General features: G+C 60.9%; 22 protein-coding genes and 3 pseudogenes. 12 read left to right on the top strand and 13 right to left on the bottom strand.

The genetic code is table 11. The annotated features are described in order from the left end of the window. Positions 1-105 precede the first annotated feature (105 nt). Entirely contained in the window at positions 106-381 is a 276-nt protein-coding gene (locus FIV39_RS05180; protein ID WP_090400992.1) for a polyhydroxyalkanoic acid system family protein, read from the bottom strand. Positions 382-525: 144 nt separating this feature from the next. Between FIV39_RS05180 and ubiE the strand changes: the two genes are divergently transcribed. From ubiE to FIV39_RS05125, 12 genes and pseudogenes are all read left to right on the top strand, one after another. Beyond that, entirely contained in the window at positions 526-1,296 is a 771-nt protein-coding gene (gene ubiE, locus FIV39_RS05175; protein WP_003171186.1) for a bifunctional demethylmenaquinone methyltransferase/2-methoxy-6-polyprenyl-1,4-benzoquinol methylase UbiE, read from the top strand. Beyond that, on the top strand, positions 1,296-1,919 hold the full coding sequence (locus FIV39_RS05170) for a ubiquinone biosynthesis accessory factor UbiJ (RefSeq protein ID WP_090400993.1): 624 nt from the start codon (positions 1,296-1,298) through the stop codon (positions 1,917-1,919). Before ubiE ends, FIV39_RS05170 begins: the two co-directional genes overlap by 1 nt. After that, positions 1,916-3,520, top strand: a complete 1,605-nt coding sequence (gene ubiB, locus FIV39_RS05165; RefSeq protein WP_090400994.1) for a ubiquinone biosynthesis regulatory protein kinase UbiB — start codon at positions 1,916-1,918, stop codon at positions 3,518-3,520. The genes FIV39_RS05170 and ubiB overlap by 4 nt, the downstream gene beginning before the upstream one ends. 41 nt (positions 3,521-3,561) lie before the next feature. After that, positions 3,562-3,954: a phosphoribosyl-AMP cyclohydrolase gene (hisI, locus tag FIV39_RS05160; protein ID WP_056860632.1), complete on the top strand. Its 393-nt coding sequence runs from the start codon at positions 3,562-3,564 to the stop codon at positions 3,952-3,954. A 2-nt stretch (positions 3,955-3,956) separates the two neighbouring features. Beyond that, a complete protein-coding gene (locus FIV39_RS05155; RefSeq protein ID WP_090400995.1) occupies positions 3,957-4,289 on the top strand; it encodes a phosphoribosyl-ATP diphosphatase in 333 nt (110 codons plus the stop codon). Between the two features lie 26 nt (positions 4,290-4,315). Continuing rightward, the gene (locus tag FIV39_RS05150; protein ID WP_003171180.1) at positions 4,316-4,594 is read left to right on the top strand and encodes a twin-arginine translocase TatA/TatE family subunit; all 279 of its coding nucleotides are present in this window, start codon (positions 4,316-4,318) and stop codon (positions 4,592-4,594) included. A gap of 10 nt (positions 4,595-4,604) precedes the next feature. Then, positions 4,605-5,012 (top strand): Sec-independent protein translocase protein TatB, encoded by a 408-nt coding sequence (tatB, locus tag FIV39_RS05145; protein WP_090400996.1) that lies wholly within the window; start codon positions 4,605-4,607, stop codon positions 5,010-5,012. Beyond that, positions 5,009-5,800 (top strand): twin-arginine translocase subunit TatC, encoded by a 792-nt coding sequence (gene tatC / locus FIV39_RS05140; protein ID WP_090400997.1) that lies wholly within the window; start codon positions 5,009-5,011, stop codon positions 5,798-5,800. Before tatB ends, tatC begins: the two co-directional genes overlap by 4 nt. Then, a complete protein-coding gene (locus tag FIV39_RS05135; protein ID WP_090400998.1) occupies positions 5,797-6,504 on the top strand; it encodes a 16S rRNA (uracil(1498)-N(3))-methyltransferase in 708 nt (235 codons plus the stop codon). Before tatC ends, FIV39_RS05135 begins: the two co-directional genes overlap by 4 nt. Before the next feature lie 188 nt (positions 6,505-6,692). Next, positions 6,693-7,751 (top strand): annotated as a pseudogene (locus tag FIV39_RS33845) (methyl-accepting chemotaxis protein); the annotation flags it as partial. Then, entirely contained in the window at positions 7,737-8,609 is an 873-nt protein-coding gene (locus tag FIV39_RS33840; protein WP_390620688.1) for a methyl-accepting chemotaxis protein, read from the top strand. The pseudogene FIV39_RS33845 and the gene FIV39_RS33840, both read left to right, overlap by 15 nt. Positions 8,610-8,774: 165 nt before the next feature. Further along, a complete protein-coding gene (locus FIV39_RS05125) occupies positions 8,775-10,682 on the top strand; it encodes a methyl-accepting chemotaxis protein (protein ID WP_167361091.1) in 1,908 nt (635 codons plus the stop codon). 12 nt (positions 10,683-10,694) lie between these two features. Here the strand turns inward: FIV39_RS05125 and FIV39_RS05120 are convergent, their stop codons facing one another. The 12 genes and pseudogenes from FIV39_RS05120 to hutH all read right to left on the bottom strand — a co-directional run bounded on the left by FIV39_RS05120 (position 10,695) and on the right by hutH (position 25,047). Continuing rightward, positions 10,695-11,429 carry an amino acid ABC transporter ATP-binding protein gene (locus tag FIV39_RS05120; protein ID WP_027605038.1) on the bottom strand — a complete coding sequence of 245 codons (735 nt, stop codon included), beginning with the start codon at positions 11,427-11,429 and terminating at the stop codon, positions 10,695-10,697. Next, a complete protein-coding gene (locus FIV39_RS05115; protein ID WP_090401001.1) occupies positions 11,422-12,381 on the bottom strand; it encodes an amino acid ABC transporter permease in 960 nt (319 codons plus the stop codon). The genes FIV39_RS05120 and FIV39_RS05115 overlap by 8 nt, the downstream gene beginning before the upstream one ends. Positions 12,382-12,474: 93 nt before the next feature. Continuing rightward, positions 12,475-13,272 carry a transporter substrate-binding domain-containing protein gene (locus FIV39_RS05110; RefSeq protein ID WP_090401002.1) on the bottom strand — a complete coding sequence of 266 codons (798 nt, stop codon included), beginning with the start codon at positions 13,270-13,272 and terminating at the stop codon, positions 12,475-12,477. Between the two features lie 219 nt (positions 13,273-13,491). Further along, positions 13,492-14,292: a transporter substrate-binding domain-containing protein gene (locus FIV39_RS05105; RefSeq protein WP_090401003.1), complete on the bottom strand. Its 801-nt coding sequence runs from the start codon at positions 14,290-14,292 to the stop codon at positions 13,492-13,494. Between the two features lie 184 nt (positions 14,293-14,476). Then, positions 14,477-17,049, bottom strand: a pseudogene (mdoH, locus tag FIV39_RS05100) (glucans biosynthesis glucosyltransferase MdoH); the annotation flags it as partial. Beyond that, complete coding sequence (locus FIV39_RS05095) at positions 17,042-18,721, bottom strand: glucan biosynthesis protein G (protein ID WP_244176457.1); 1,680 nt, start codon at positions 18,719-18,721, stop codon at positions 17,042-17,044. The pseudogene mdoH and the gene FIV39_RS05095, both read right to left, overlap by 8 nt. A gap of 323 nt (positions 18,722-19,044) precedes the next feature. After that, positions 19,045-19,482, bottom strand: coding sequence for a D-aminoacyl-tRNA deacylase (dtd, locus tag FIV39_RS05090; protein WP_012721783.1), 438 nt, complete (start codon positions 19,480-19,482; stop codon positions 19,045-19,047). Beyond that, entirely contained in the window at positions 19,479-20,450 is a 972-nt protein-coding gene (gene pip, locus FIV39_RS05085; protein WP_027605045.1) for a prolyl aminopeptidase, read from the bottom strand. The genes dtd and pip overlap by 4 nt, the downstream gene beginning before the upstream one ends. Positions 20,451-20,607: 157 nt before the next feature. Further along, positions 20,608-20,766: pseudogene (locus FIV39_RS05080) on the bottom strand (glycine/betaine ABC transporter substrate-binding protein); the annotation flags it as partial. Positions 20,767-21,475: 709 nt separating this feature from the next. Then, the gene (gene hutG, locus FIV39_RS05075) at positions 21,476-22,276 is read right to left on the bottom strand and encodes an N-formylglutamate deformylase (protein ID WP_090401007.1); all 801 of its coding nucleotides are present in this window, start codon (positions 22,274-22,276) and stop codon (positions 21,476-21,478) included. Positions 22,277-22,287: 11 nt separating this feature from the next. After that, positions 22,288-23,493 (bottom strand): imidazolonepropionase, encoded by a 1,206-nt coding sequence (gene hutI / locus FIV39_RS05070; RefSeq protein WP_090401008.1) that lies wholly within the window; start codon positions 23,491-23,493, stop codon positions 22,288-22,290. 15 nt (positions 23,494-23,508) lie between these two features. Next, positions 23,509-25,047 carry a histidine ammonia-lyase gene (hutH, locus tag FIV39_RS05065; RefSeq protein ID WP_090401009.1) on the bottom strand — a complete coding sequence of 513 codons (1,539 nt, stop codon included), beginning with the start codon at positions 25,045-25,047 and terminating at the stop codon, positions 23,509-23,511. Positions 25,048-25,053: the final 6 nt, after the last annotated feature.

Here is a 25,053-nt window from a genome sequence, read left to right as displayed (position 1 = left end):
GGTGCACCTCACGCAGAAAAGGGGGGAGGAACGGCCCACAGGAGTTGAGGGCTTGGGCACAAAGTAGGCTGGAAAATTAGAATCGGCACCCTAAGTACTGCCGGATCAGGCCAGGGCCTTATCCAGGGCTTTCTCGATTTCGGACTTGATGGTGCCACTCATGGCCGACATCAACAGGCCCAGTTCCACATCAATGCGCAGCGAATCATCCCCCACTACTACTGTGCCTTTAACCCCTGACCGCTTGAGGTTCAAGGTATCGCCGGACCACGAAGGTTCCAGGCCATATTGTTCCTTGAGTGTGTGCGCCAACTTCTCGGCCTTTGCGCGTGCCCCTTCTTTACCCAGGGAATGTGCACGTTCAACGGTTATACGGGCCATTGCAATGACTCCTCTTTATAAGGCTTGGAAAACCTTCGATGCGGCAAAAGGTCTCGGTAGCCGCCTATCTTACCTGCAGCCTTGCCAAGACAAAGCAGGCCTTGGGGATTATCATGTGCCGCATTCTCTTTTGGTGACAGCGATATGACTGATCAGCGCAAAGGCAGCGATGCCGAACCCACCACTCACTTCGGCTTCAAGAACGTCCCGGAAAGCCAGAAAGCGGAAAAAGTCGCTGAGGTGTTCCACTCCGTGGCGGCCAAGTACGACCTGATGAACGACGTGCTCTCCGGCGGCATGCACCGCCTGTGGAAACGCTTCACCATCGAGCTGTCGGGCGTACGCACCGGCAACCGTGTGCTGGACATCGCCGGCGGTACGGGTGACCTGGCAGCGAAGTTCTCCAAGCTCGTCGGCCCTACCGGCCAGGTGGTGCTGGCGGACATCAATGGCTCGATGCTCAAGGTCGGCCGCGATCGCCTGCTCGACAAGGGCGTGGCCGGCAATATCGAATTCGTCCAGGCCGACGCTGAAAAGCTGCCGTTCCCCGACAACCATTTCGACTGTGTGACCATCGCCTTCGGCCTGCGCAACGTGACCCACAAGGAAGACGCGATCCGCTCGATGCTGCGCGTACTCAAGCCGGGTGGCCGCCTGTTGGTCCTGGAGTTCTCCAAACCGACCAATGCGCTGATGTCCAAGGTCTACGACACCTACTCCTTCGCCTTCATGCCGTTGATGGGCAAGCTGATCACCAATGACGCCGAGAGCTACCGCTACCTGGCCGAATCGATCCGCATGCACCCCGACCAGGAGACCCTGAAGTCGATGATGGTAGAAGCCGGTTTCGACCGCGTGACCTACCACAACATGACCTCGGGTATCGTCGCCCTGCACCGTGGCATCAAGCCCTGATGCTGCTCAAAGGCCTTCTCGCCAGCGTCGAACACGGCGTCAACCGTGTACTGCGTCTGGACAGCACCGCCCTGGCGCGGCTCGCGCATTTGAACGGCAAGGTCATCGCCGTGGACTGCACCAGCCCCGCCTTGCAGCTGTTTATCCTGCCCAGCGATGAAGGCCTGCTGCTCGCCACTCAATGGGCCGCCGACGCCGACTGCACCCTGCGTGCACCGGCGTCGAGCCTGCTGCACCTGGCGCTGAGCCGCAACAAGACCGCCATTCTCCACGGCCCTGAAGTGCACCTGGAAGGCGACAGCGCGGTGCTGATGGACCTGGCCGCCGTGCTGCAAGACCTGGAGCTGGACTGGGAATACGAGCTGTCCCGCTGGATCGGCCCCGTCGCCACCCAACTGATCAGCGGGCACCTGCGCAGTCGCACGCGTTGGTACCAGCAGGGGTTCGCCAGCCTCAACCAGAACCTCGCCGAATACCTGAGCGAAGAATCGCGCACCCTGGTCGGAGAACGCGAAGCGCAAGCGCGCTTTCGTGAACTCGACAAGGCCAAAATCGACCTGGAACGCCTCGAGGCCCGCTTCGAGCGCCTGAGCCGTTCCCTTGATCCAAGCGATAACGCATGAAGCTGCTCGCCGTCCGCCGTTTGTTCCGTATCCAGCGCGTCGTAATCCGCTACCGCCTCGATGACCTGCTGTTCGCCCTGCCTTTGCCATGGTTCCTGCTGGCGGTGCGCTATGTGCTGCCGTGGCGCTGGTTCCCGCGCAAACAGCTGGAGCTGAGCCGGGGCGCGCGCCTGCGCCTGGCGCTGCAGGACCTGGGACCGATCTTTATCAAGTTCGGGCAGATCCTCTCCACGCGCCGCGACCTGCTGCCCGAAGACATCGCCGACGAACTGATGCTGCTGCAGGATCGCGTGCCGCCGTTCGATTCGCAGCAGTCGATGAAGCTGATCGAAGAACAACTGGGCAAGAAGATCAGCGAGGTGTTCAGTCGCTTCGACGTCGAGCCGCTGGCTTCGGCCTCGGTTGCGCAGGTTCACGCCGCACAGCTCAAGACCGGCGAAGAAGTGGTGGTGAAGGTGATCCGCCCGGGCCTCAAGCCAATCATCGGCCAGGACCTGGCGTGGCTGTTTATCCTCGCCCGCGCCGCCGAACGGTTCTCTGCCGATGCGCGCCTGCTGCACCCGGTGGACGTGGTCGCCGACTACGAAAAAACCATCTACGACGAACTCGACCTGCTGCGCGAAGCGGCGAACGCCAGCCAGCTCAAGCGCAACTTCGAAGGCTCGCCGTTGCTGTATGTGCCGCAGGTGTATTGGGACTGGTGCCGCCCGAAAGTGCTGGTAATGGAGCGCATCTACGGCGTGCAGGTCACCGACCTCGCCACTCTGGCCGACCAGCGCACCGACATGAAGATGCTCGCCGAGCGCGGCGTAGAGATCTTCTTCACCCAAGTGTTCCGCGACAGTTTCTTCCACGCCGACATGCACCCCGGCAATATCTTCGTCAGCACCGTCAACCCGTGGAGCCCGCAGTACATTGCAATCGACTGCGGCATCGTCGGCAGCCTGACCCCGGAAGACCAGGACTACCTGGCGCGCAACCTGTTCGCCTTTTTCAAGCGCGACTACCGCCGCGTGGCGCAGTTGCACATCGATTCGGGCTGGGTGCCGGCGGAAACCAAGCTCAACGAATTCGAAGCGGCAATCCGCACCGTCTGCGAGCCGATCTTCGAAAAACCATTAAAAGATATTTCCTTCGGCCAGGTGCTGATGCGCCTGTTCCAGACCGCGCGGCGCTTCAATATGGAAGTGCAGCCGCAGTTGGTGCTGCTGCAAAAAACCCTGCTCAACATCGAAGGCCTGGGCCGTCAGCTGTACCCGGACCTCGACCTGTGGAACACCGCGCAGCCGTTCCTGGAACGCTGGATGCGCGAGCGGGTCAGCCCGAAAACCCTGCTGGGCAACCTGCACAGCCAGTTCGAACAGTTGCCGCACCTGGCCAACATGACCCGTGACCTGCTGGAGCGCATGTCCCAGCCCCACGCCAAAGACCCTGCGCCGCCGTGGCAGAAGCGCAAGGACGACTGGTTCCTGCGCCTGCTGGGCGCCGCGCACCTGGTCGGTGGCGTGATGCTGGCCATTGGCGGGCCGCTGAACCAACTGGGCCACTGGCCGGCCGGCATCATGGTCGCCGTGGGTGTTTATCTGATCGTGCGTCGATAGCCAATCCGGTTATACACTGTCGCAAATTGCCGGAGCCGAACATGAAAGACTGGCTGGACGAGATCAAGTGGGACAGTGACGGCCTGGTGCCGGCCATTGCCCAGGACTACAAGACCGGGCGCGTGCTGATGATGGCCTGGATGAACCGCGAGGCCCTGAGCCTCACCGCCACTGAGCAGCGCGCCATTTACTGGTCACGTTCCCGTGGCAAACTGTGGCGCAAGGGCGAAGAGTCCGGGCACGTACAAACCCTGCACGAGATGCGCATCGACTGCGACGCCGACGTGGTGATCCTCAAGGTCGAGCAGATCGGCGACATCGCCTGCCACACCGGCCGTCACAGCTGCTTCTATCGCGTGTTCGAGAACGGCGAATGGAAGGTTGTAGAGCCGGTGCTCAAAGACCCGCACGCCATCTACTGCGCAGGACACTGAACATGAGCGATACCCTGAACCGTGTGGCCCAGGTGCTGGAGGACCGCAAAGGTGCGGACGCCGACAGCTCCTACGTCGCCAGCCTGTACCACAAGGGCCTGAACAAGATCCTGGAAAAACTCGGCGAAGAGTCCATCGAGACCATCATCGCTGCCAAGGACGCACAAATCAGCGGCGATTGCAGCGATGTAATCTACGAGACCGCCGACTTGTGGTTCCATAGCATGGTCATGCTCGCCCAACTGGGGCAGCATCCACAGGCCGTGCTGGATGAACTGGACCGTCGCTTCGGCTTGTCCGGGCATGCCGAGAAGGCCTCGCGCCCGTCCGCTTGAATAACTAAGACTAGAGGATTTGCAGCATGGGCATTTTTGACTGGAAACACTGGATCGTCATTCTGGTGGTGGTGGTACTGGTATTCGGCACCAAGAAACTCAAAAACCTCGGTACCGACGTGGGCGAGTCGATCAAGGGCTTTCGCAAAGCCATGAACGACGATGAAAAACCGGCCGACCCTGCCGCCAACCCCGTGCCACCGGCCCAGCCTGTGCACCCTCAGGCCACCCAGCCGATCACCGAGCGTCGTACCTTCGACGTGCAGGCTGAAAAAGTCGAAGAGCCGACCCGCAAAGACTCGTGAGCACTGACTAATGTTTGGTATCAGCTTCTCTGAACTGCTCCTCGTCGGCCTCGTGGCCTTGCTGGTACTGGGGCCGGAACGCCTGCCCGGTGCCGCGCGCACGGCCGGCCTGTGGATCGGGCGCCTGAAACGCAGTTTCAACGCCATCAAACAGGAAGTTGAACGGGAAATCGGCGCCGACGAAATCCGCCGCCAACTGCACAACGAACATATTCTGTCGTTGGAACAGGAAACACGGAAGATTCTGTCGCCCGTGCAAGAGCCGGCCAAGCCGGTTGAGCCCGTGGCCGAGCACAGCATCGCGCCGACACCCGTCGCCGATGCCACGCCCGCCGCTCCCGCCCCGACAGAGCCAGCGCCGACGCCCGTTGCGTCGCCCGCTCCCCATGACCCTACATTGCCGCCGCGAGCCCCATGAGCGCTGATAAACCGGAAAACGACCAGCATATGCCGCTGGTCTCGCACCTCACCGAGCTGCGGACCCGCCTGCTGCGTTGCGTGGCTGCGATCTTCGTGATCTTTGCCGGGCTGTTCGCCTTCACCCAGCAGATCTACACCTTCGTCTCCACGCCACTGCGCCAGTACCTGCCGGCCGGTGCGACGATGATTGCCACCGATGTGTCATCGCCCTTCCTCACGCCGTTGAAGCTGACGATGATGGTCTCGCTGTTCCTGGCGATCCCGGTGATCCTGCATCAGATCTGGGGCTTTATCGCGCCGGGCCTGTACAAGCATGAGAAGCGCATCGCGGTGCCTTTGCTGGTGTCGAGCATCCTGCTGTTCTACACCGGCATGGCCTTCGCCTACTTCCTGGTGTTCCCGTTGATCTTCAAGTTCTTCGCTGCCGCCACCCCGGCCGGCGTGGAAATGATGACCGACATCACCAGCTACCTCGACTTCGTGATGACGCTGTTCTTCGCCTTCGGCGTCGCCTTCGAAATCCCCGTGGCCGTGGTGCTGCTGGTGTGGATCGGCGTGGTCAACGTGCAGTATCTGAAGAAGATCCGCCCGTACGTGATCATCGGTTGCTTTGTGGTCGGCATGATCCTCACGCCGCCGGACATCTTCTCCCAGACCCTGCTGGCGGTGCCGATGTGGATGCTGTTCGAGATCGGCATCCTGTTCAGCGGCCTGATCAGCAAACGTGGCGAACACCCGGATGACCAACCCGCCGACGACGACCAGCCGCCAGCGACCCAGCCGTGAACCTGCTGCTGTTGTTCGATGCCGACTTTATCGCGGCCGACCGGGTGATCCTGCGTGATCGGCGCCTGGTGCATATGCAGGAAGTCCACCGCGCCGCCGTAGGCGATAGCCTGCGGGTCGGGCGCATCGGTGGGTTGATGGGCAACGCGCAATTACTGCGCCTGGAAGCCCTCGAAGCCGAACTGCAAGTGAGCTTCGACCAACCACCACCGGCCAAACTGCCCCTGACCCTGCTGCTGGCCCTGCCGCGCCCGAAAATGCTGCGCCGGGTGCTGCAAACCGTGGCGGCCATGGGCGTGCCAAAGGTGGTGCTGGTCAACAGCTACCGGGTGGAAAAAAGCTTCTGGCAAACCCCCTTCCTGGAGCCCGAGGCCATTCGCGAACAACTGATCCTCGGCCTCGAACAGGCGCGGGACACGGTGTTGCCGGAAATCGTTATCGAAAAGCGTTTCAAGCCCTTCGTCGAAGACCGCCTGCCGGCCCTGACCGAAGGTACCCTTGGCCTCATCGGCCATCCCGGCGATTACCCACCCTGCCCCCGTGGGCTGGATGAGCCGGTCACCCTGGCCATCGGCCCGGAAGGCGGCTGGATCCCCTATGAGGTGGACCTGCTGACCAAGGCCGGCTTGCAGCCGGTGCAATTGGGCGCCCGCATCCTGCGCGTCGAAACGGCCGTCACCGCCCTGCTCGCCCGTCTTTTCTAACCACACCGCACAACCCTGTGGGAGGGGGCTTGCTCCCGATAGCTGTGGGTCAGTCAGCATTTCTGATACTGGACCACCGCCATCGGAAGCAAGCCCCCTCCCACAGGGTAGAGCGTCGCTACAGAATCCCGTATGCAGGCCGATAACCCGTGAATAAGTCAAAGCCTGGTTCCAGGGGAGTTCGCAGCATGTATCGTTGGTTAGCCGAAAAACTGGGGAATGTGAGCGTCAAAACCAAACTGGCCGTGGGCTTTGGCCTGGTATTGATCCTGACGCTGGTGACCACCTTCACCGGCTGGACCGGCCTGGGCAGCGTGATCAGCCGGGGCGACAAGCTGGGCTATATCTCCAGCCTCAATGAGCTGACCAAGGACCTGCGCCTGGCGCGCCTGGACTACGAAATGCGCCGGGGCGAGCAAGGCACGGTGGCGGTCAACGAGCTGATGAGCAAACTTGAAAACGGCCTGAAAACCGCCGACACCTTGATCGATCAACCTGCCGACAATCTGCTGGTGGACGAGCAATTGGCCGCGGTCGCCCAATACAAGCGTGCGTTCGATGACATGGCCCAGGCCGGCGCCAACCGCGAAAACGCTCGCAGCAAGCTGGGCGATACTGCCGACAACGCAGTGCTCAAGATCGGCGAGATCGAAAAGTCCCTGCTGCAAGGCGACAGCGTCATCCAGTTCAACAGCGTGGTCGAGCTGAGCAAGCTGATCCAACAGGCGCGCTTCCAGGTGCGCGGCTACACCTACAGCGGCAAGGTTGAAGCAGAACAGCCGGCCCTGGACGCCATTGATAACGCCTTGAAGAAAATCGCCACCCTCAACGGCACGCTGCCTGAGCAGTATGCAACCAACCTGCAACAGGCCAGCGTTTCGCTGCAAGCCTATCGCGCCGCAGTCAGCCAATACCGCGACTCCCAGGTCGCAAGTGCCGCCGCCATGAAAAAGATGGGCGAGCAGGGCGACATCTTGCTCGAACACAGTAAAAAACTGACCCTCTCCCAGACCGTCGTGCGCGATACCGACGCCGCCCATGCCAAGAACCTGTTGTTGCTGGCCACCGTGCTTGCCCTCGTCTTCGGGCTGGTAGCGGCCTGGGCCATCACGCGGCAGATCATTCTCCCGTTGAACCAGACCCTCGAAGTTGCCAAGCGCGTTGCCTCAGGTGATCTGAGTCACAACCTCATTTCTCTGCGCCAGGATGAATTGGGCCAACTGCAACGCGCCATGCAAAGCATGACCGTCGGCCTGCGCGAGTTGATCGGCGGCATCAGCGAAGGCGTCACCCAGATCGCCAGCGCCGCCGAGCAACTGTCGGCCGTCACCGAGCAGACCAGCGCCGGGGTCAACAGCCAGAAGGTCGAGACCGACCAGGTGGCCACCGCCATGAACGAAATGGCCGCGACCGTGCAGGAAGTGGCGCGCAACGCCGAGGAAGCGTCCGAAGCCGCCGCAGCGGCTGACCAGCAGGCCCGCGAAGGCGACAGGGTGGTCGGTGAAGCCATCGCCCAGATCGAGCGCCTGGCCACCGAGGTCGGTAACTCCACAATCGCCATGGGCGACCTGAAACGCGAAAGCGACAAGATCGGCAGCGTGCTCGATGTGATCAAGTCCGTAGCCCAGCAAACCAACCTGCTGGCTCTCAACGCTGCGATTGAAGCCGCCCGCGCCGGTGAAGCCGGACGTGGTTTCGCGGTGGTGGCCGACGAAGTGCGCAGCCTGGCCCAGCGCACCCAGAAGTCCACCGAAGAGATCGAAGAGCTGATCGTAGGCCTGCAACAAGGCACCCAGCAGGTGGCGTCCATCATGGACAACAGCCGCAGCCTTACCGACAGCAGCGTCGAGCTGACCCGCCGCGCCGGCAGCGCCCTGGAGAACATCACCCGCACGGTCTCGACCATCCAGGCGATGAACTCGCAAATCGCCACCGCTGCCGAACAGCAAAGCGCCGTGGCGGAAGAGATCAACCGCAGCGTGTTGAACGTACGCGATGTGTCGGAACAGACGGCTGCCGCCAGCGAAGAGACCGCCACGTCGAGCACCGAACTGGCACGCCTGGGCACACACCTTCAAGCATTGGTCGGTCGCTTTCAGGTCTGACATCCCTCCCCGCGCGGCGACCTGTCCTGGGTCGCCGCCGCAATCTGTGAAATTTCCTACACGTTTATCAGCCCCACCTCTGCACCAAGAGAACTAGCGTTCAACTCAGCTCAACGTGCCCGTGCACCTTGAGAACGCCTGTTGTTCACGTGTCGGAGGTTCATCATGCTTCGTCGAATGACTCATCTGCTGGGTGACACCAGTGTCACCCTTAAACTCGCCCTGGGTTTTTCCCTGGTACTGGCCCTGAGCTTCGTGATTGCCGTGACCGGCTGGCAAGCCCTGTCCGCTTCCCTTTATCGCTCGCAAACGCTGTCGGTACTCGCGCAACTGGCCGTGGCTGGCGAGGAACTACGGGCAGACAGGATCGTTTACCGCACCCTCGACGATACCTCCAGCTTCAATCGCTTGAGTGTGAGTACGGTAAAAATCGACGGGCTCCTGGTGGAGCTTTCCAGCCGACTCAAAGCGCCAAAACCCACTGCATATCTGAAGGAGATGGCCCGCATCAACGCGACGTTCAAAACCACCCTCAAGGACGTACCCTCACTGGTGGAGAAACGCGAAAATGCGCGGGAACAGCTCAAGCAGAACACCACGCGAACCGGCGATTTCCTGGCACAACTGGCGAGCGATCTGCCGGACCAGGACGATGCAAAAGCCCTGGACACCATCGAAGACCTGCGCCAGGCCATCGAACAGGCCGAAGATAGCGTCCAGAGCCCCGCCTGGGCCGCCAGTTCGCTGGACGCCTATACCCAGGCCGTCAGCGACGCCGAGCGTAACCTCGAACTCGCCCAGGCGGCCGTGGCAAAACTGCCGGTCGATAGCGGCGCGCTGAAAAACACCGTGCTCGGCATTCGCACCCATCTGACACGTCTCAAGGAAACCCAACTTGCCACCGAGAACACGCAAAACCAGCTGGAGATGCAGTTGGATCAGTTGCTCGGGCAGAGCGATCTCTTGAGCCAGGACCAGACCCAACGACGCGACCGCGAAGCCGAGCAAGCGCGAACCCAGACCCTGGGCGTTACTGCCGCCGCATTGCTCTTCGGTGCCCTGGCCGCCTGGGTGATTGCCGGGCAAATCGTTAAGCCGCTGCGCAAGGCGCTGACAGTGGCCAACCACATTGCCCAAGGCGACCTGAGCCACGATCTGCAAACCCGACGCCGGGATGAGCTGGGCCAGCTGCAAAGCAGCATGACCCAAATGACACTTAACCTGCGGGTGCTGATTGGCAACATCAGCGACAACGCACGGCAAATCGCCAGCGCTGCCGAAGAGCTTTCCGCCGTGACCGAACAAACGCGTACAGGGGTGAATAATCAGCGCGATGAAACCGAGCAGGTCGCCGCCGCCATGAACCAGATGCTCGCCACCGCCCAGGAGGTTGCGCGCCACGCCGAGCAGGCTTCGCTCGCTGCCGGCCAGGCCAATCAACAGACTGAGCTGGGCGATCAGGTGGTGACGGATGCCGTGGCGCAAATCGAGCACCTTGCCCATGAAATGGCGCGCGCGGGCCAGGCCATGCTCGGGTTGCAACGGGAAAGCCAGAAAATCAGCAGTGTGCTGGATGTGATCAAGTCAGTGTCACAGCAGACCAACCTGCTGGCGCTCAACGCCGCGATAGAAGCCGCACGGGCTGGCGAGGCCGGTCAAGGGTTTGCAGTGGTCGCCGATGAGGTGCGCGGTCTCGCCCAACGAACCCAGCAGTCCGCCGAGGAAATCGAAGAGCTGATTGGCGGCCTGCACAGCGGTACGCAACAGGTGGCCGACATCATGGACTACAGCCGTACACTCACCGACAACAGCGTCGGCCTGGCCCGCAACGCCGGAGACTCCCTGACGGAGATCGCCCGTACGGTGTCGGTCATCCAGGAAATGAATCCGCAGATCGCCGCAGCCGCCGAAGAGCAAAGCGCGGTGGCCGAAGAGATCAATCGCAGCGTATTGAAAGTCCGCGACGCCTCGGAGCAAACCGCCGCTGCCAGTGAACAGACGGCGGCGGCCAGTATCGAACTGGCGCGGCTGGGAACGAATTTGCAGGAGTGTGTGGGGAGGTTCAAGGTATGAACGCCCTGCTCCCTATAGCACTTGGCGCAGGAACGCCTGGGCGCGCGGGTCTTTGGGCGCCGCGAAGAACTCGGCCGGGGCCGCATCTTCCAGCAACTTGCCATGATCGAAGAACAGCACTCGGTCCGCCACTTCACGGGCAAAGCCCATTTCGTGGGTGACGCAGACCATGGTCATGCCTTCAAGGGCCAGGGTCTTCATGACATCCAGCACTTCACCGACCATTTCCGGGTCGAGGGCCGAGGTGGGCTCGTCGAACAGCATCACCTTGGGTTCCATCGCCAACGCCCGGGCAATCGCCACGCGCTGTTGCTGGCCGCCGGAAAGCCGTGAGGGAAACTCGTTGGCTTTCTGCGCAATGCCGACCTTTTCCAGCAGTGCCAGGGCCTTGGCTTCGCGTTCCTTCTTGCCGCGCTTGCGCACGACTTTTTGCGCCAGGCACAGGTTCTCCAACACCGTCATGTGCGGGAACAAGTTGAAGTGCTGGAACACCATGCCGACTTCACGGCGATAGGCGTTCACGTCGGTTTTTGGATCGGCCAGTTGCAGGCCATCGATGCTCACCGAGCCCGAGTCGAACTCTTCCAGGCCATTGAGGCAACGCAGGAACGTGGACTTGCCGGAGCCGGACGGGCCGATCACCACCAGCACTTCGCCCTTGGCCACCTGGGTGGTCACATGGTCCACCGCGCGCACCACATGCCCGCGGGTATCGAAGACTTTTACCAGATCGCGGACTTCAATCACTTTGGGCGAGCCTCCGCTCAAGCCGGCTGGCCATTTTCGACAGCGGCAGGTTGATCAGCAGGTACAACCCTGCGACACAGAACAGGATTTCAAACGGCGAGAACGAGGTAGTGATCACTTCGCGGCCGCTTTTGAGCAGCTCGGTAATCGCGATCACCGAAACCAGCGAGGTGTCTTTCACCAGGCTGATAAATTGCCCGGCCAGCGGCGGCAGCACGCGCTTGAAGGCCTGCGGCAGCACCACATGGCGCATCGACTGGCTGGCGCTCAGCCCCAGGGAGCGAGCCGCCTCGTTCTGGCCACGGGTGATGGACTGCACGCCGGCACGGACGATTTCCGCCACATAAGCGCCGGTGAACAGCGACAACGCGGCGATCCCGGCGAATTCCCGGGACAGGTTGAGCACCGTACCGATAAAGAAATAGAAAATGAAGATCTGCACCAAGAGCGGCGTTCCGCGCACCAGTTCGACGTAGATCGTCGACAGATCCCGAAGGGTCGGGTTATTGGACAGTCGGCATAACCCGGTGGCAAGGCCAATCGCCAAGCCTAGAATCCCGGACACCACCGACAGCCACAACGTGGTCCACAAGCCCCACATCAACGGGCCCAATGCCCAATGGCGGTTCACACCGATGACGTCGCCTTCGGCCACATCATCGCCGCGCGCCACTTGCAGGCTGTTGTCGGCGACAGTCACCTTTTGTTCGGCACCTGCGTCGTTACGCAGGGTCACTTCGGCGACGTCGCCGTTGCGCACCAGCTCGATGACGGTGGAGATATCCGCTGCCCTTTGGGCCTCTTCAGCCTGATAGGCGAAGTATTGCGGTACGCGGTTCCAGCGCCACTCGTAGGACATCAACGAGGTGGCGTAATACAACGCGCCAGCCAGGCCGACCAGCACGACCACGGTCAGCAGGTGCCAGGGCCATTGGGCTTTTTTCTGTTTCATTTACTCAGCATCCAAAAGAATCGTGGCCCGCACACCTGAGGTGGTGAGCGGGCTTGCCACATCAAGCCCCCTCACAACAAAAACGGTCCCGCTTTATTCCATGTCCTTGAGCCACTCGGAGCTCTTGAACCACTTGTCATGGATGCGATCGTAGGTGCCGTCGTGCTTGATCTGGTGCAGGAAGTTGTTGATGAAGTTGATGCTGTCGTAGTCACCCTTCTTCAAGCCGAACGCCAGCGGTTCAAAGGTGAAGGGCTCGTCGAGGAACACCAGCTTGCCGTTACCGACTTTTTTCTCGGCGACCACGTTGTACGGCGCGTCATACACGAAGGCATCGGCCTTGCCGTTGACCACGTCCAGCACACCTTCCTGCTCGTTGTCATAGCCGTGGTACTTGGCTTTGGAGATCAGCTTCTTGGCGACCATCTCACCGGTGGTGCCGAGCTTGGAGGTCAGGCGGTACTTCTCGTCGTTCAGGTCTTTGTAGGACTTGATGGTGCCTTCCAGGTCCTTGCGGATCAGCAGGGTCTGGCCCACCACGATGAACGGTTCGCTGAAGTTCAGGCGCAAGTTGCGTTCCTGGGTCAGGGTCATGCCACTGCCGATCATGTCGAACTTACCGGTCAGGAACGCCGGGATGATGCCGTCATAGCCGGTGGACACCAACTCCAGCTTGACGCCCATGGACTTGGCCATGGCCTTGAGGATGTCAACTTCGAAGCCGATGATTTCACCGCGTTTGTCAGTCATTTCGAACGGCATGTAGGTCGGGTCCATGCCGACTTTCAGCGTACCGCGCTTGACCGCATCATCGATGGCACCGGCCTGGGCCGCATTGGCCGTGACCAGCGCGGTGATGCCAAGCAGCAGCATCGAAAGATACTTTTTCATCATCAAGTCCCCTGAACGATTCTTATAAGGTCGGCGCGCAAATGGGCTGCACCAATTCGGGGTGCGATCCTAACCCACTCGTTGCCCGTCACAAAGGTTTCGCGGGTAATTGTTGTCGGCGTATGTCGGAAAAACCTCACAGCGCTGCGGCGAACCGCAGGGGTAGACGCACGCGCAAGCTGAGCCGGCAACGGATTGATGTGTAAGCAGTTATGACCCTCAGTCGATTTCTGCCATCCACGCAGCGTCCTTGAACCACTTGTCATGCAAGCGATCATAGGTGCCGTCCTGGGCCACCTGATTCAGGAAATGATTGATCCAGTTAATGCTGTCGAAATCGCCCTTCTTTACCCCAAACGCGAGGGGTTCAAAGGTAAAAGGTTGTTGCAGTGCCAGCAGTGCGCTGTTCTCCGCCCGGCTGACCGCGATCAGGTTGTAGGGCGCGTCATGGATAAAGGCATCGGCCTTGCCTTCCACTACCTGGCGAACCCCCTCCTCCGGCGTGGTAAAACTGCTCAGGCGGGCCGCCCCCAGAAACCGTCGCGCCGCTGCCTCACCGGTAGTGCCTACGGCGGTCGCGATTCGATAATTTGCATCGTCCAGGTCTTCAACGCTACCGACCTTGTCGACCAGACTGGGATGCAGCAGCACGGTCTGGCCCACCACGATAAAGGAGTCGCTGAAGTTCAGCTTCAAGTTACGCTCCTGGGTGACGGTCATGCCGCTGCCGATCAGGTCGAACTTTTTTGCCAGCAGCCCCGGCAGCAGCTCGGTATAGGGCACAGCGACCAGTTCAAGTTCCACACCCAGGGCCTGGGTCATCACGGTCAGCAAGTCAATTTCAAAGCCGACAATGCGCCCGTGTTTATCGATCATTTCGAAGGGAACGTAAGTCGGTGTGGTGCCCACCTTGAGTACGCCGCGCCGGACGGCGTCGTCAATCGCCCCCGCGTGTATCTGGCTGATTTGAATCAGTGCAGCAGCGCCAATCAGCAATGCCGAACAATACTTTCCGAGCATGAATCCCCCAGCGGTCAAGAAAATCTGGGGGGCGATCCTAACCCAGTCGCAGGCACGCAAATACGCCGCGAACAAAGGTCTTTTGTTTCGAAATAACAAGGCGTTAGGAAAACAAGGAAGAAGCAGGAAACACTGTAGGACCAGCGCTTCGAACACCCCCGAAGTGAACCTTCGGGGGTGTCTGAATCAGGCCGTTTGGGCCTGGGACGACAGCGGCTGCAGCGGCAGTAAAGGCGCGTGCGGGTCAGCCTTGATCGAATCACGCCAGGCAGCGAGCCACTCGGCATGGCCTTCGCTCCAGATCTGCTCGTGCAAGCGCGCCAGTGCCACCGGATCACTGAGCAACGCCAGGCGTTCGCCGTTATTGAGGCCGGCAGGGCCGACTTTCAACGCGTGGCGCACACGTTCGGCACGCAGGTACTCGATCGGCTCGGCCTGACCGTGACGCGAGGTCGCCAGGGCACAGGCCAGGGCGTTCTGCTGCGGGTCGACCACCGAGCGCACAAAGCCGTCTTTCAGCGCGTGCCAACGGTTTTCGTGGGTGTACTTGTCGGTGGACAGCAACGCCTGCGGCGGATTGTATTCCTCAGGGATCAGGAACAGGCTCTCATCGCGGGACTTCAGACCGAGGTTGACCCGACTGGAGATCACCGACACCGGGATCGACAACATCAGCGAACCCACGATCGGTACCAGCCACCACAGGAAGCTCGGGTTCAACCACACCACCAGCAGCGCCCAGAAGAAGCCGAGCAAGGTCTGCGTACCGTGACGCTTGATCGCTTCGCCCCACGGGGTGGAGTCGTCATCACGCTGCGGCGAGTTCCAGGTCGCGGCCCAGCCGAGGAACGCGGCGAGCACGAAACGGGTGTGGAAAATCATCCGCACCGGCGCCAGCAGCATGGAGAACAGCATCTCCAGCAGCATCGACATCGTCACCTTGAACTTGCCACCGAACTCTTTCGCGCCCTTGGCCCAGATCAGGATGATGCTCAGCAACTTTGGCAGGAACAGCAGCACGATAGTGGTGGAGAACAGCGCCACCGCCTTGTCCGGATGCCATTGCGGCCACAGTGGGTACAACTGGCGTGGCGCCATGAAGTACTGTGGCTCCATCAGGGTGTTGACCGCCAGCAAGGCCGTCGACAGCACCAGGAACAAGAACCACAACGGTGCCGACAGGTAGGACATCACGCCGGTCAGGAACACCGCGCGGTGCACCGGGTGCATGCCCTTGACCAGGAACAGGCGGAAGTTCATCAGGTTGCCGTGGCACCAGCGACGGTCACGCTTGAGTTCATCCAGCAGGTTCGGCGGCAGTTCTTCGTAGCTGCCCGGCAGGTCGTAGGCAATCCACACGCCCCAGCCGGCACGGCGCATCAGCGCGGCTTCAACGAAGTCGTGAGACAGAATCGAACCTGCGAACGCGCCTTTACCCGGCAATGGCGCCAGGGCGCAGTGCTCGATAAACGGTTTCATGCGGATGATCGCGTTGTGACCCCAGTAGTGGGATTCACCCAGTTGCCAGAAGTGCAGGCCGGCGGTGAACAGTGGGCCGTAGACGCGGGTGGCGAACTGCTGCATGCGTGCATACAGGGTGTCCATGCCCGACGCACGCGGCGCGGTCTGGATAATCCCCGCATCCGGCGTGGCTTCCATCAGGCGCACCAGACTGGTCAGGCATTCGCCGCTCATCACGGAGTCGGCGTCGAGAACGACCATGTATTTATAGTCACCGCCCCAACGACGGCAGAAGTCGTCGAGGTTGCCGCTTTTACGCTTAACGCGACGGCGACGGCGGCGATAGAAGATCTTGCCGAAGCCACCCGCCTCACGGCACACGTCGAGCCAGGCTTGCTGCTCGGCGATACAGATGTCGGCCTCGTTACTGTCGCTGAGCACGAAGAAGTCGAAACGATCGAGGTCACCGGTCGCGGCCACCGATTCGAACGTCGCACGCAAACCGGCGAATACTCGCGGCACGTCTTCGTTGCAGATCGGCATGACCAGCGCGGTACGCGCGTCTTTCGGGATCGGCTCATCGCCGGCACTTTTACCGGAAATTCGGTATTTATCGTGGCCGGTGAGCAGTTCGAGGAAGCCCATCAATGCGGTCCAGAAACCGGCCGAGACCCAGCAGAACAAGATCCCGAACATGATCAGGATGCTGGTTTGCAGGGCGTAAGGCAGCACCTGGGTGGCAGTTTGCAGCAGGGTCTGGTTGCGGATCTCGTCGAAGTCGACCAGCGACCAGCCCTGGTACGGCATGATGCCTTTCATGTACCAGCCGGCCACGATGGTCTGGCCGAGCATCAGCACCAGCAGGATGTAACGACGGATCGAACCCACGGTACGCCAGCGGGCCGCCGGCAATACGCGCTCGTCCTTCGGCGGGGTCGGCGGGTTGCTGCGGCCGGTGATCCGACGCCAGCCGCGCACCAGGATATTGGTGCGCCAGGGCTCAGGCACCACGCGGGTACGCCGAATCGGCGGCGTGGCCTTGAGGCACACGCGCCCACTGGCGTCGAGCCCCAGCATTTCAGCGTCTTGCAACTCTTCGGCCGTGTTGAGGGTTAACCGGCGGCCAACCGACGCCTGGGCGGCGTCGACTGGCGCATCGAACACTTTGGACGACAAGCGCTCGTGCAACTCGGTGAAGGATGTGCAGCCCGCCAACTCGGCGCGCTGCTCAGCGGTCATCGGAAGATGCGCCAGGTACTCGGACAGAGTCTCGGGCGTTACTTGAGAATTACTCATCGGCAGGCAACTGATAGCTCCAGGTTTCGGTCAGGACTTGCTCGGTCTTGATCGGCTCCGGTGTGGCTGGGGCAGCTTCTGGCTGCTTGGCTTCCTTGTCTTTCGCGTCTTTCTTGGCCTGTTTCTCGTGTTGCTTGGCCAGGACCTTGTCGGCCTTGAGCACTTGGGTCGAAACCTGCTCAGGCTCAGGCTGCACGATGTCCTGCACCAGCGACGCACGCATTTCGGTCGGTTTGCCTGCGTCCTTGATCTTCATGCGCAGGGTCAGGCGCCAGCCTTTGGTGTGCTCGTTGTAACGCACGCTGTTTTCTACCAGTTCAGCGTTGTCACCCACGCTCACCTGGCTACGCACCGGGGCGTCCGGCAGCAGTTTCTTCAGGGCCGGGCCCTCGAAGTCGACCAGGTACGCCACGCTGCCGTCCGGCTGACGGATCAGGTTGGATTGCTTCACGTCACCGGTGGAACGCAGGGTCTGCTTGACCCAGGCACTGTCCGGCGAGTGGAACGCGGCATCGTCGAGGGTCCAGTGCAGGCGATAGGCTATATCCAGCGGCTTGCCGACTTCCGGCAATTGGGCCGGGCTCCAGAACGCAACGATGTTGTCGTTGGTTTCATCGGCAGTCGGGATCTCGACGAGGTCGACGGAACCCTTGCCCCAGTCGCCTTCAGGCTCGATCCAGGCGCTTGGGCGCTTGTCGTAGTTGTCGTCGAGGTCTTCGTAGTGGCTGAAGTTGCGGCCGCGTTGCAGCAGGCCGAACCCACGCGGGTTCTCCACGGTGAAGTTGCTGACCGACAGGTGTTTAGGGTTGTTCAGAGGGCGCCAGATCCACTCGCCGTTGCCGGCATGGATCGACAGACCGCTGGAATCGTGCAGCTCGCGACGGTAGTTGAGCACCTTGGACGGCTGGTTGGCGCCGAACAGGAACATGCTGGTCAACGGGGCAACGCCCAGCTTGCTGACCTTGTCGCGCAGGAACATCTGGGACTTCACATCGACAACCGTGTCGGTGCCCGGACGCAGGATCAGGCGATAGGCGCCGGTCGCACGTGGGGAATCGAGCAGGGCAAAGATCACCAGGTGCTTGTCACCCGGCTTTGGACGCTCGATCCAGAACTCGGTGAAACGCGGGAATTCTTCGCCGGACGGCAACGCGGTATCGATTGCCATGCCACGGGCGGACAGGCCATAGACCTGATCCTTGCCGACGACGCGGAAATAGCTGGCGCCGAGCATGGTCATGATTTCGTCTTGCTTGTCGCCCTTGTTGATCGGGTACAGCACACGGAAACCGGCATAACCCAGCTGTTCGGTGGCTTTAGGATCAAATTTGACGTCACCGAAATCGAAGCGCGTCGGGTCGTACTTGATTTCCTGGACGCTGTCGGCGGTCACTTCGTTGATTTTCACCGGTGTATCGAAATGCATACCCTGGTGATAGAAGGACAGCTTGAACGGGGTGTTCTGATCGGCCCATTCGGCTTTTTCGTTGCGGAAACGAATCTTCTGGTAATCCGCGAATTTCATTTCGCGGAATTCGTTCGGCAGATTGCTGCGCGGAGCTTCGTATTTCTGCCCGGCCAGCTCTTTTGCCTTGGCCGACACATCATCCAGACTGAATGCCCACAGTTGACCCGCGCCGAACAGGCAAAACAGGGCGGAGCCCGTCACCAGTGCGTTTCGTAACCGTTTGGCAGACAATTTTGGTGCATTACAGGGACTAACAATCACGAGCAACCCTCGCCGAAAACAGATCAAAAAACCAACGGCCAGCTATCTATATGCCAGGTTGGCGAGCATTGTTCCGACTCCCCTGGGGCAAAATGATTCCCCTGAGGCTATCGGGCAAGTCTCTACCTAAGTCAAAAATGGACCAAACAACGCTGATCCCCGTAGCGCGCGATTATCTAGTAGCCCGCGAGACAACGCATCAGGGACAACGAAGTATTTGTAGCGAAACCCTACGTTTTTAGGCATTAAAGTCGTTTTTAATACATTCATGTCTGTAAGAGAAAGGTCACAGGGCCATCATTGACCAAATGCACCTGCATATCTGCGCCAAAACGCCCCGAGGCCACCTTGCCATGCAATTGTTGCGCTTGTAACAGCAAGTGATCAAAAAGCGCCGCTCCCAGGGCCGGCGGCGCAGCGGTGGAGAAGCTCGGCCGCAGGCCGCTCTTGGTATCCGCCGCCAGGGTGAACTGCGACACCAGCAGCAATCCCCCATCGATATCCTTCAACGACAGGTTCATCTTGCCCTCGTCGTCGCTGAACACCCGGTAGTTAAGCAGCTTGTGCAGCAGTTTGTCGGCGCTCTCGGGCGTATCTGAAGGTTCGACGGCCACCAGCACCAGTAAACCCTGGTCGACCGCCCCGACAATTTCGCCCGCCACTTCGACACGGGCGCCACGCACCCGTTGCAGCAAGCCCTTCATGCTTCTTCTGGCGGCAGATCAAGCAGGCGCCGTGCCATTTCGCCGGTCGCGCGTACCAGCGCATCGGTAATACCGGGCTCGGACGCCGCATGGCCCGCTTCGCGGATGACCTGCAGTTCGCTGTTGGGCCATGCCTGATGCAGTTCCCAGGCGTTATCCAGAGGGCAGATCATATCGTAGCGGCCATGGATGATTACGCCAGGCAGATGGGCGATCTTGTGCATGTCGCGAATCAGCTGGTTGGGCTCCAGGAAGGAGTTGTTGGTGAAGTAGTGGCATTCGATACGCGCGATGGACAGCGCGCGCTGAGGCTCGGAAAAACGCTCCACATGCTGCGGGCTCGGGCACAGGCCCAGCATACGCCCTTCCCAGCCGGACCAGGCCTTGGCCGCGTGCATCTGGGCGATCTGGTCGTTGCCGGTCAGGCGCTTGTGGTAGGCGGCGATCATGTCGTGGCGCTCATCGGCAGGGATCGGCGCGATGTAGTCCTGCCAGTAATCCGGGAACAGGCGGCTCGCACCGGCCTGGTAGAACCATTCGATGTCCTGTGGGCGCGCGAGGAAAATGCCGCGCACGATCAGGCCATGCACACGCTCAGGGTGGGTTTGGGCGTAGGCCAGGGCCAGCGTCGAACCCCAGGAGCCGCCGAACAGCACCCATTTGTCGATGCCAAGATGTTCGCGGATGCGCTCAAGGTCGGCGACCAGGTCCCAGGTGGTGTTGTTTTCGAGGCTGGCGCGCGGGGTGGAACGGCCGCAGCCACGCTGGTCGAACGTGACGATGCGATACAGGTTGGGATCGAAATAGCAGCGGCTCTGGGCATCGCAACCGGCGCCAGGGCCACCGTGAATGAATACGACAGGCAAGCCTTCGGGGGAGCCACTTTCATCGACGTAGAGCGTGTGGGTGTCATCGACGGCCAGATCGTGCCGGGCGTAGGGTTTGATCTGCGGGTACCAAGTCTGCATTGCGCGCTCCGTAGGGGGTCGGGTTCATCCCTGGGGGGACGTCTTTTATTTTGCCGTCTGGCACTATAAACCCGAATTGTGCAATGAGCATGTCCTTGAGCGCTTAGAGCTGTGTCAGCAACTGGCCATGCAGGTAATCCCGCAGATAGCCAGACAGTTGCAAATCCTCGGAAGGCTCGCGCAGCCATTGCCTGACGACACCCTGTGGCGACTCGCGCTCCGTGGTCGGCACCCTCCACTGGCTTTCCTGGGCTGCGGTGAAGGTCAAGCTTTGCAGCGTTCGATTGGCATTCGGGCGACGCTCGGTAAAGCCCGGCACCGCTTTCGGTAGACGAGATGTGGCGACAGGGATTTGCACGGTGGCGGCCCACGCGGCAAATAGCCGAAGTCAAATTAATCAACCTGCACATAGAGCAAAACAATATACAAACCTGTGAAAGCTAACAGTAGACGTGCATTTCGCCGTCACGGCCTACTGTGTCAGGCAGCATTCATAAACTGTTTGATGGAGGCACCCATGAACACTCCAAGTAGCCAACAACTTTCGGGAGAGGAATTTAAAGCTATTGTCAGGTACGAAACTCGAAATTAGCCATTTAAAGCCGAGAAAGTAACTATTAAAGAAATCATTGATAAAAACGGCAGCCTCGAACTGTATGGCATCCACCTGTATATTTCTAAGGACCTCTCAGTCCCACCCCGTAAGATAGGGGGCGCGTTGCAGCCGCCCAGTGCCTTGATAAACACCGCGATCTACTTCAAGGTCCTAGATAAAATACCTGACCCCGATCAAGATCTGGACACTCAGGAACTACACCTGAGCCTTGACGGATTGCTGGTGGACTTTTGGGAAGTCGACAACCGCAGAGTTCAAGGATATTTTTACTTCTCATCTCTTGATATTTATAAAAAACCGCTCCACATAGTTGGCCACTTTAATATCCTCAACAAAGAAAGCCACGCAATTTGATACTCAGCAATGGCAACAGTGCGATCTTTAAAAGTTTAAAGATCGCACTGACTTATCAACGGTAACGTGAGTTACCCCATGACATTAATCCTTCCAGTAGCTCTCTGAGCACACGACGCGTCGGCTCAGCCAAATCCTCGCGGTAACGGAACGGCTCGAACTCTTCCATATAGGTGCTCTGGCATAACTCCAGCTGCACGGCGTGGATATGCTGCGCCGGGGCGCCGTAGTGCCGGGTGATATGGCCGCCCTTGAAGCGCCCGTTCAAGACGTGAGTGTACTGAGGGTGGGTGGCGCAGATGGCCTCGAGCTGGCTGGCCAGTTCCGGATCACAGGCGGCGCCGTTGAAGGTGCCCAGGTTGAAGTCCGGCAGTTTGCCGTCGAACAGGTGCGGGATCACCGAGCGGATGGAGTGCGCATCGAACAGCAGCGCATAACCGAACTCGGCCTTAAGACGGGCGAGTTCCTCTTGCAGCGTGCGGTGATACGGGCCCCAGATCTTTTGCAGGTAACTGGCGCGTTCGGTCTCGTTCGGTTCCAGCCCCTCGCGGAACAACGGCACGCCGTCGAACAGGGTGGCCGGGTACAAGCCGGTGGTGGCGCCCGCGTACAAAGGTTTGTCGTCAGAAGGCCGGTTCAGGTCGACGACAAACCGCGAATACTCGGCCGCCAGGGTGCTGGCGCCCAGCTCTTCGGCAAAGTCATACAGTGCGGGTATGTGCCAATCGGTGTCCGGCAGGCTTTGCGCTTCAGGGATCAACCCGGCTTCCACCGCAGGCGTCAGGCGCAGGCCGGCGTGGGGCATGCTGATCAGCAGCGGCACACGGCCTTGTTTGAAGTTCAGAACCTTATCCACAGCAATGCTCCTTACACAGTGACGTCGACGCCGTGGCGCACGACGCGTTTATCCAGCTCGCCGCCCAGCCAATAGGCGAGGTCGGCGGGGCGATCAATCTGCCAGGCGACAAAGTCGGCAACCTTGCCCACTTCCAGGGACCCATGGGTGTCGCCCATGCCAAGGGCGGTGGCCGCATGTTGCGTGGCACCGGCCAGGGCTTCTTCGGGGGTCATACGGAACAGGGTGCAGGCCATGTTCAGCATCAGGCGCACCGACAAAGCCGGCGAGGTGCCGGGGTTGAGGTCGCTGGCGATGGCGATCTTCACGCCGTGTTTGCGCAGGGCGTCCATCGGCGGCAGTTGGGTTTCGCGCAGGAAGTAGAACGCGCCCGGCAGCAAGACGGCGACGGTGCCCGCAGCGGCCATGGCGATGGCATCTTCTTCGGTCATGAATTCCAGATGATCCGCCGACAAGGCGTGGTAACGCGCCGCCAGGCTGGAGCCGTGCAGCGACGATAGTTGCTCGGCGTGCAGCTTCACCGGCAGGCCGAGTTGCTGGGCGACCTTGAACACGCGCTCAACCTGCTCGGTGGAAAACGCCAGGTATTCGCAGAACGCATCCACCGCATCCACCAGCCCTTGCGCCGCCAAGGCCGGCAGCATCTCGGCGCAGATGTGCTCGATGTAATCGTCGGCGCGATCCTTGTACTCCGGCGGCAACGCATGGGCGGCCAGGCAGGTGGCACGCACGCTTACGGGCAACGCTTCGCCAAGGCGACGGGCCACGCGCAGCATTTTGCGTTCATTGGCCAGGTCCAGGCCGTAGCCGGATTTGATCTCCACCGTGGTCACGCCGTCACGCAGCAAACTGCGCAGGCGCCTTTCGGCACTGGCAAACAGTTCATCTTCCGTCGCAGCACGGGTAGCGCGTACGGTGCTGGCAATACCGCCGCCCTGGGCTGCGATATCGGCATAGCTCACGCCCTCGAGGCGCTGCTCGAATTCGCCGCTGCGATTGCCGCCAAACACCGTGTGAGTGTGGCAGTCGATCAGCCCGGGGGTGACCCACGCGCCTTGCAGGTCATGTACCTGGGCGTAATCCGCCGTCGGTACTTCGCTGCGGGGGCCGATCCACTCGATGAGCGAGCCGGCAGTCACCATGGCGGCATCCTCGATGATCGAGTATTTGCCCTGGGCCATGGTTGCGACGTGGCAGTGTTGCCAAAGGGTTTTCATCGATGCCTCCTCGGGTTACAGGCTCGGCAGCAACTTGGCCGGCACCAGCTCATTCAGGCAGCGGCTGGCGAGCAGTTCGCTGGCGGCAATGATGTCCGGGGCAAAGAAGCGGTCCTTGTCGTAGAACGCCACCTTGGTGCGCAGGATGCCACGGGCCTTTTCCAGTTTCGGCGAGGTTTTCAGGCCTTCACGCAGGTCCAGGCCCTGGCACGCGGCCAGCCATTCCACCGCGAGGATGCCGCGCGTGTTCTCGGCCATTTCCCACAGGCGCTTGCCGGCTGCCGGGGCCATCGACACATGGTCTTCCTGGTTGGCGGACGTCGGGATGCTGTCGACGCTATGGGGATGGGACAGCGCCTTGTTCTCGCTGGCGAGTGCGGCAGAGGTCACCTGGGCGATCATGAAACCGGAGTTCACCCCGCCATTGCCCACCAGGAACGGCGGCAGTTGCGACATGTGCTTGTCCATCATCAGCGAGATACGACGCTCGCTCAGGGAGCCGATTTCAGCGATGGCGAGGGCCATGTTGTCAGCGGCCATGGCCACCGGCTCGGCGTGGAAGTTGCCACCGGAGATCACGTCACCCTCAGCGGCAAATACCAACGGGTTGTCGGACACGGCGTTGGCTTCGACCACCAGCACCTCGGCCGCCTGGCGCAACTGAGTCAGGCAGGCACCCATGACTTGTGGCTGGCAGCGCAGGGAATACGGATCCTGCACCTTGTCGCAATTGTGGTGCGACTGCGACACCTGGCTGCTCTCACCCAGCAGGTCACGGTAGGCCGCCGCCGAATCGATCTGCCCACGTTGACCGCGAGCCGCATGAATACGTGCGTCGAACGGCGAGCGCGAGCCCAACACCGCTTCCACGGTGAGGCCACCGCACGCCAGGGCACCGGCGAACAGGTCTTCGCCTTCGAACAGGCCACGCAAGGCATAGGCGGTGGACACCTGGGTGCCGTTGAGCAGCGCCAGGCCCTCCTTGGCGGCGAGGGTCAGCGGCGTCAGGCCGGCGACTTTCAGCGCGTCGGTGGCCTCCAGCCATTCGCCCTTGTAGCGCGCCTTGCCTTCACCCAGCAGCACCAGGGACATGTGGGCCAGCGGCGCCAGGTCACCGGAAGCGCCCACCGAACCTTTCAACGGAATATGCGGGTACACCTCGGCGTTGATCAGCGCGATCAGCGCGTCGATCACCTGCCGACGAATCCCGGAGAACCCACGACTGAGGCTATTGACCTTGAGCACCATGACCAACCGCACCAGCGCATCGCTGATCGGCTCACCGACGCCGGCGGCGTGGGACAACACCAGGGAACGCTGGAGGTTTTCCAGGTCTTCGCTGGCGATACGGGTCGAGGCCAGCAGGCCGAAACCCGTGTTGATACCGTAGGCGGTGCGGTTCTCGGCGAGGATCTGTTCCACGCAGGCCACACTGGCTTCGATCTGGGCCGAGGCACTGTCATCCAGACTGAGGGTTACCGGCTGCTGGTAGATAGCCCGCAGCTGGGCGAGGCTCAGTTGGCCTGGAATCAGGTTTAGCGCAGTCACATTCATACTCCT

It is taken from the genome of Pseudomonas grimontii, from assembly GCF_007858185.1.
GTDB classification, from domain to species: Bacteria; Pseudomonadota; Gammaproteobacteria; order Pseudomonadales; family Pseudomonadaceae; genus Aquipseudomonas; species Aquipseudomonas grimontii.
Note: the sequence above shows the minus strand (reverse complement) of the source record. Positions and strands in the feature narration are given on the sequence as shown.

Excerpts from the sequence above, each read along its gene's own strand:
- FIV39_RS05180 (WP_090400992.1), bottom strand. The coding sequence starts at position 381 with ATGGCCCGTATAACCGTTGAACGTGCACATTCCCTGGGTAAAGAAGGG.
- ubiE (WP_003171186.1), top strand. The coding sequence starts at position 526 with ATGACTGATCAGCGCAAAGGCAGCGATGCCGAACCCACCACTCACTTC.
- FIV39_RS05170 (WP_090400993.1), top strand. The coding sequence starts at position 1,296 with ATGCTGCTCAAAGGCCTTCTCGCCAGCGTCGAACACGGCGTCAACCGT.
- ubiB (WP_090400994.1), top strand. The coding sequence starts at position 1,916 with ATGAAGCTGCTCGCCGTCCGCCGTTTGTTCCGTATCCAGCGCGTCGTA.
- hisI (WP_056860632.1), top strand. The coding sequence starts at position 3,562 with ATGAAAGACTGGCTGGACGAGATCAAGTGGGACAGTGACGGCCTGGTG.
- FIV39_RS05155 (WP_090400995.1), top strand. The coding sequence starts at position 3,957 with ATGAGCGATACCCTGAACCGTGTGGCCCAGGTGCTGGAGGACCGCAAA.
- FIV39_RS05150 (WP_003171180.1), top strand. The coding sequence starts at position 4,316 with ATGGGCATTTTTGACTGGAAACACTGGATCGTCATTCTGGTGGTGGTG.
- tatB (WP_090400996.1), top strand. The coding sequence starts at position 4,605 with ATGTTTGGTATCAGCTTCTCTGAACTGCTCCTCGTCGGCCTCGTGGCC.
- tatC (WP_090400997.1), top strand. The coding sequence starts at position 5,009 with ATGAGCGCTGATAAACCGGAAAACGACCAGCATATGCCGCTGGTCTCG.
- FIV39_RS33840 (WP_390620688.1), top strand. The coding sequence starts at position 7,737 with ATGCAAAGCATGACCGTCGGCCTGCGCGAGTTGATCGGCGGCATCAGC.
- FIV39_RS05125 (WP_167361091.1), top strand. The coding sequence starts at position 8,775 with ATGCTTCGTCGAATGACTCATCTGCTGGGTGACACCAGTGTCACCCTT.
- FIV39_RS05115 (WP_090401001.1), bottom strand. The coding sequence starts at position 12,381 with ATGAAACAGAAAAAAGCCCAATGGCCCTGGCACCTGCTGACCGTGGTC.
- FIV39_RS05110 (WP_090401002.1), bottom strand. The coding sequence starts at position 13,272 with ATGAAAAAGTATCTTTCGATGCTGCTGCTTGGCATCACCGCGCTGGTC.
- FIV39_RS05105 (WP_090401003.1), bottom strand. The coding sequence starts at position 14,292 with ATGCTCGGAAAGTATTGTTCGGCATTGCTGATTGGCGCTGCTGCACTG.
- dtd (WP_012721783.1), bottom strand. The coding sequence starts at position 19,482 with ATGAAGGGCTTGCTGCAACGGGTGCGTGGCGCCCGTGTCGAAGTGGCG.
- pip (WP_027605045.1), bottom strand. The coding sequence starts at position 20,450 with ATGCAGACTTGGTACCCGCAGATCAAACCCTACGCCCGGCACGATCTG.
- hutI (WP_090401008.1), bottom strand. The coding sequence starts at position 23,493 with ATGAAAACCCTTTGGCAACACTGCCACGTCGCAACCATGGCCCAGGGC.
- hutH (WP_090401009.1), bottom strand. The coding sequence starts at position 25,047 with ATGAATGTGACTGCGCTAAACCTGATTCCAGGCCAACTGAGCCTCGCC.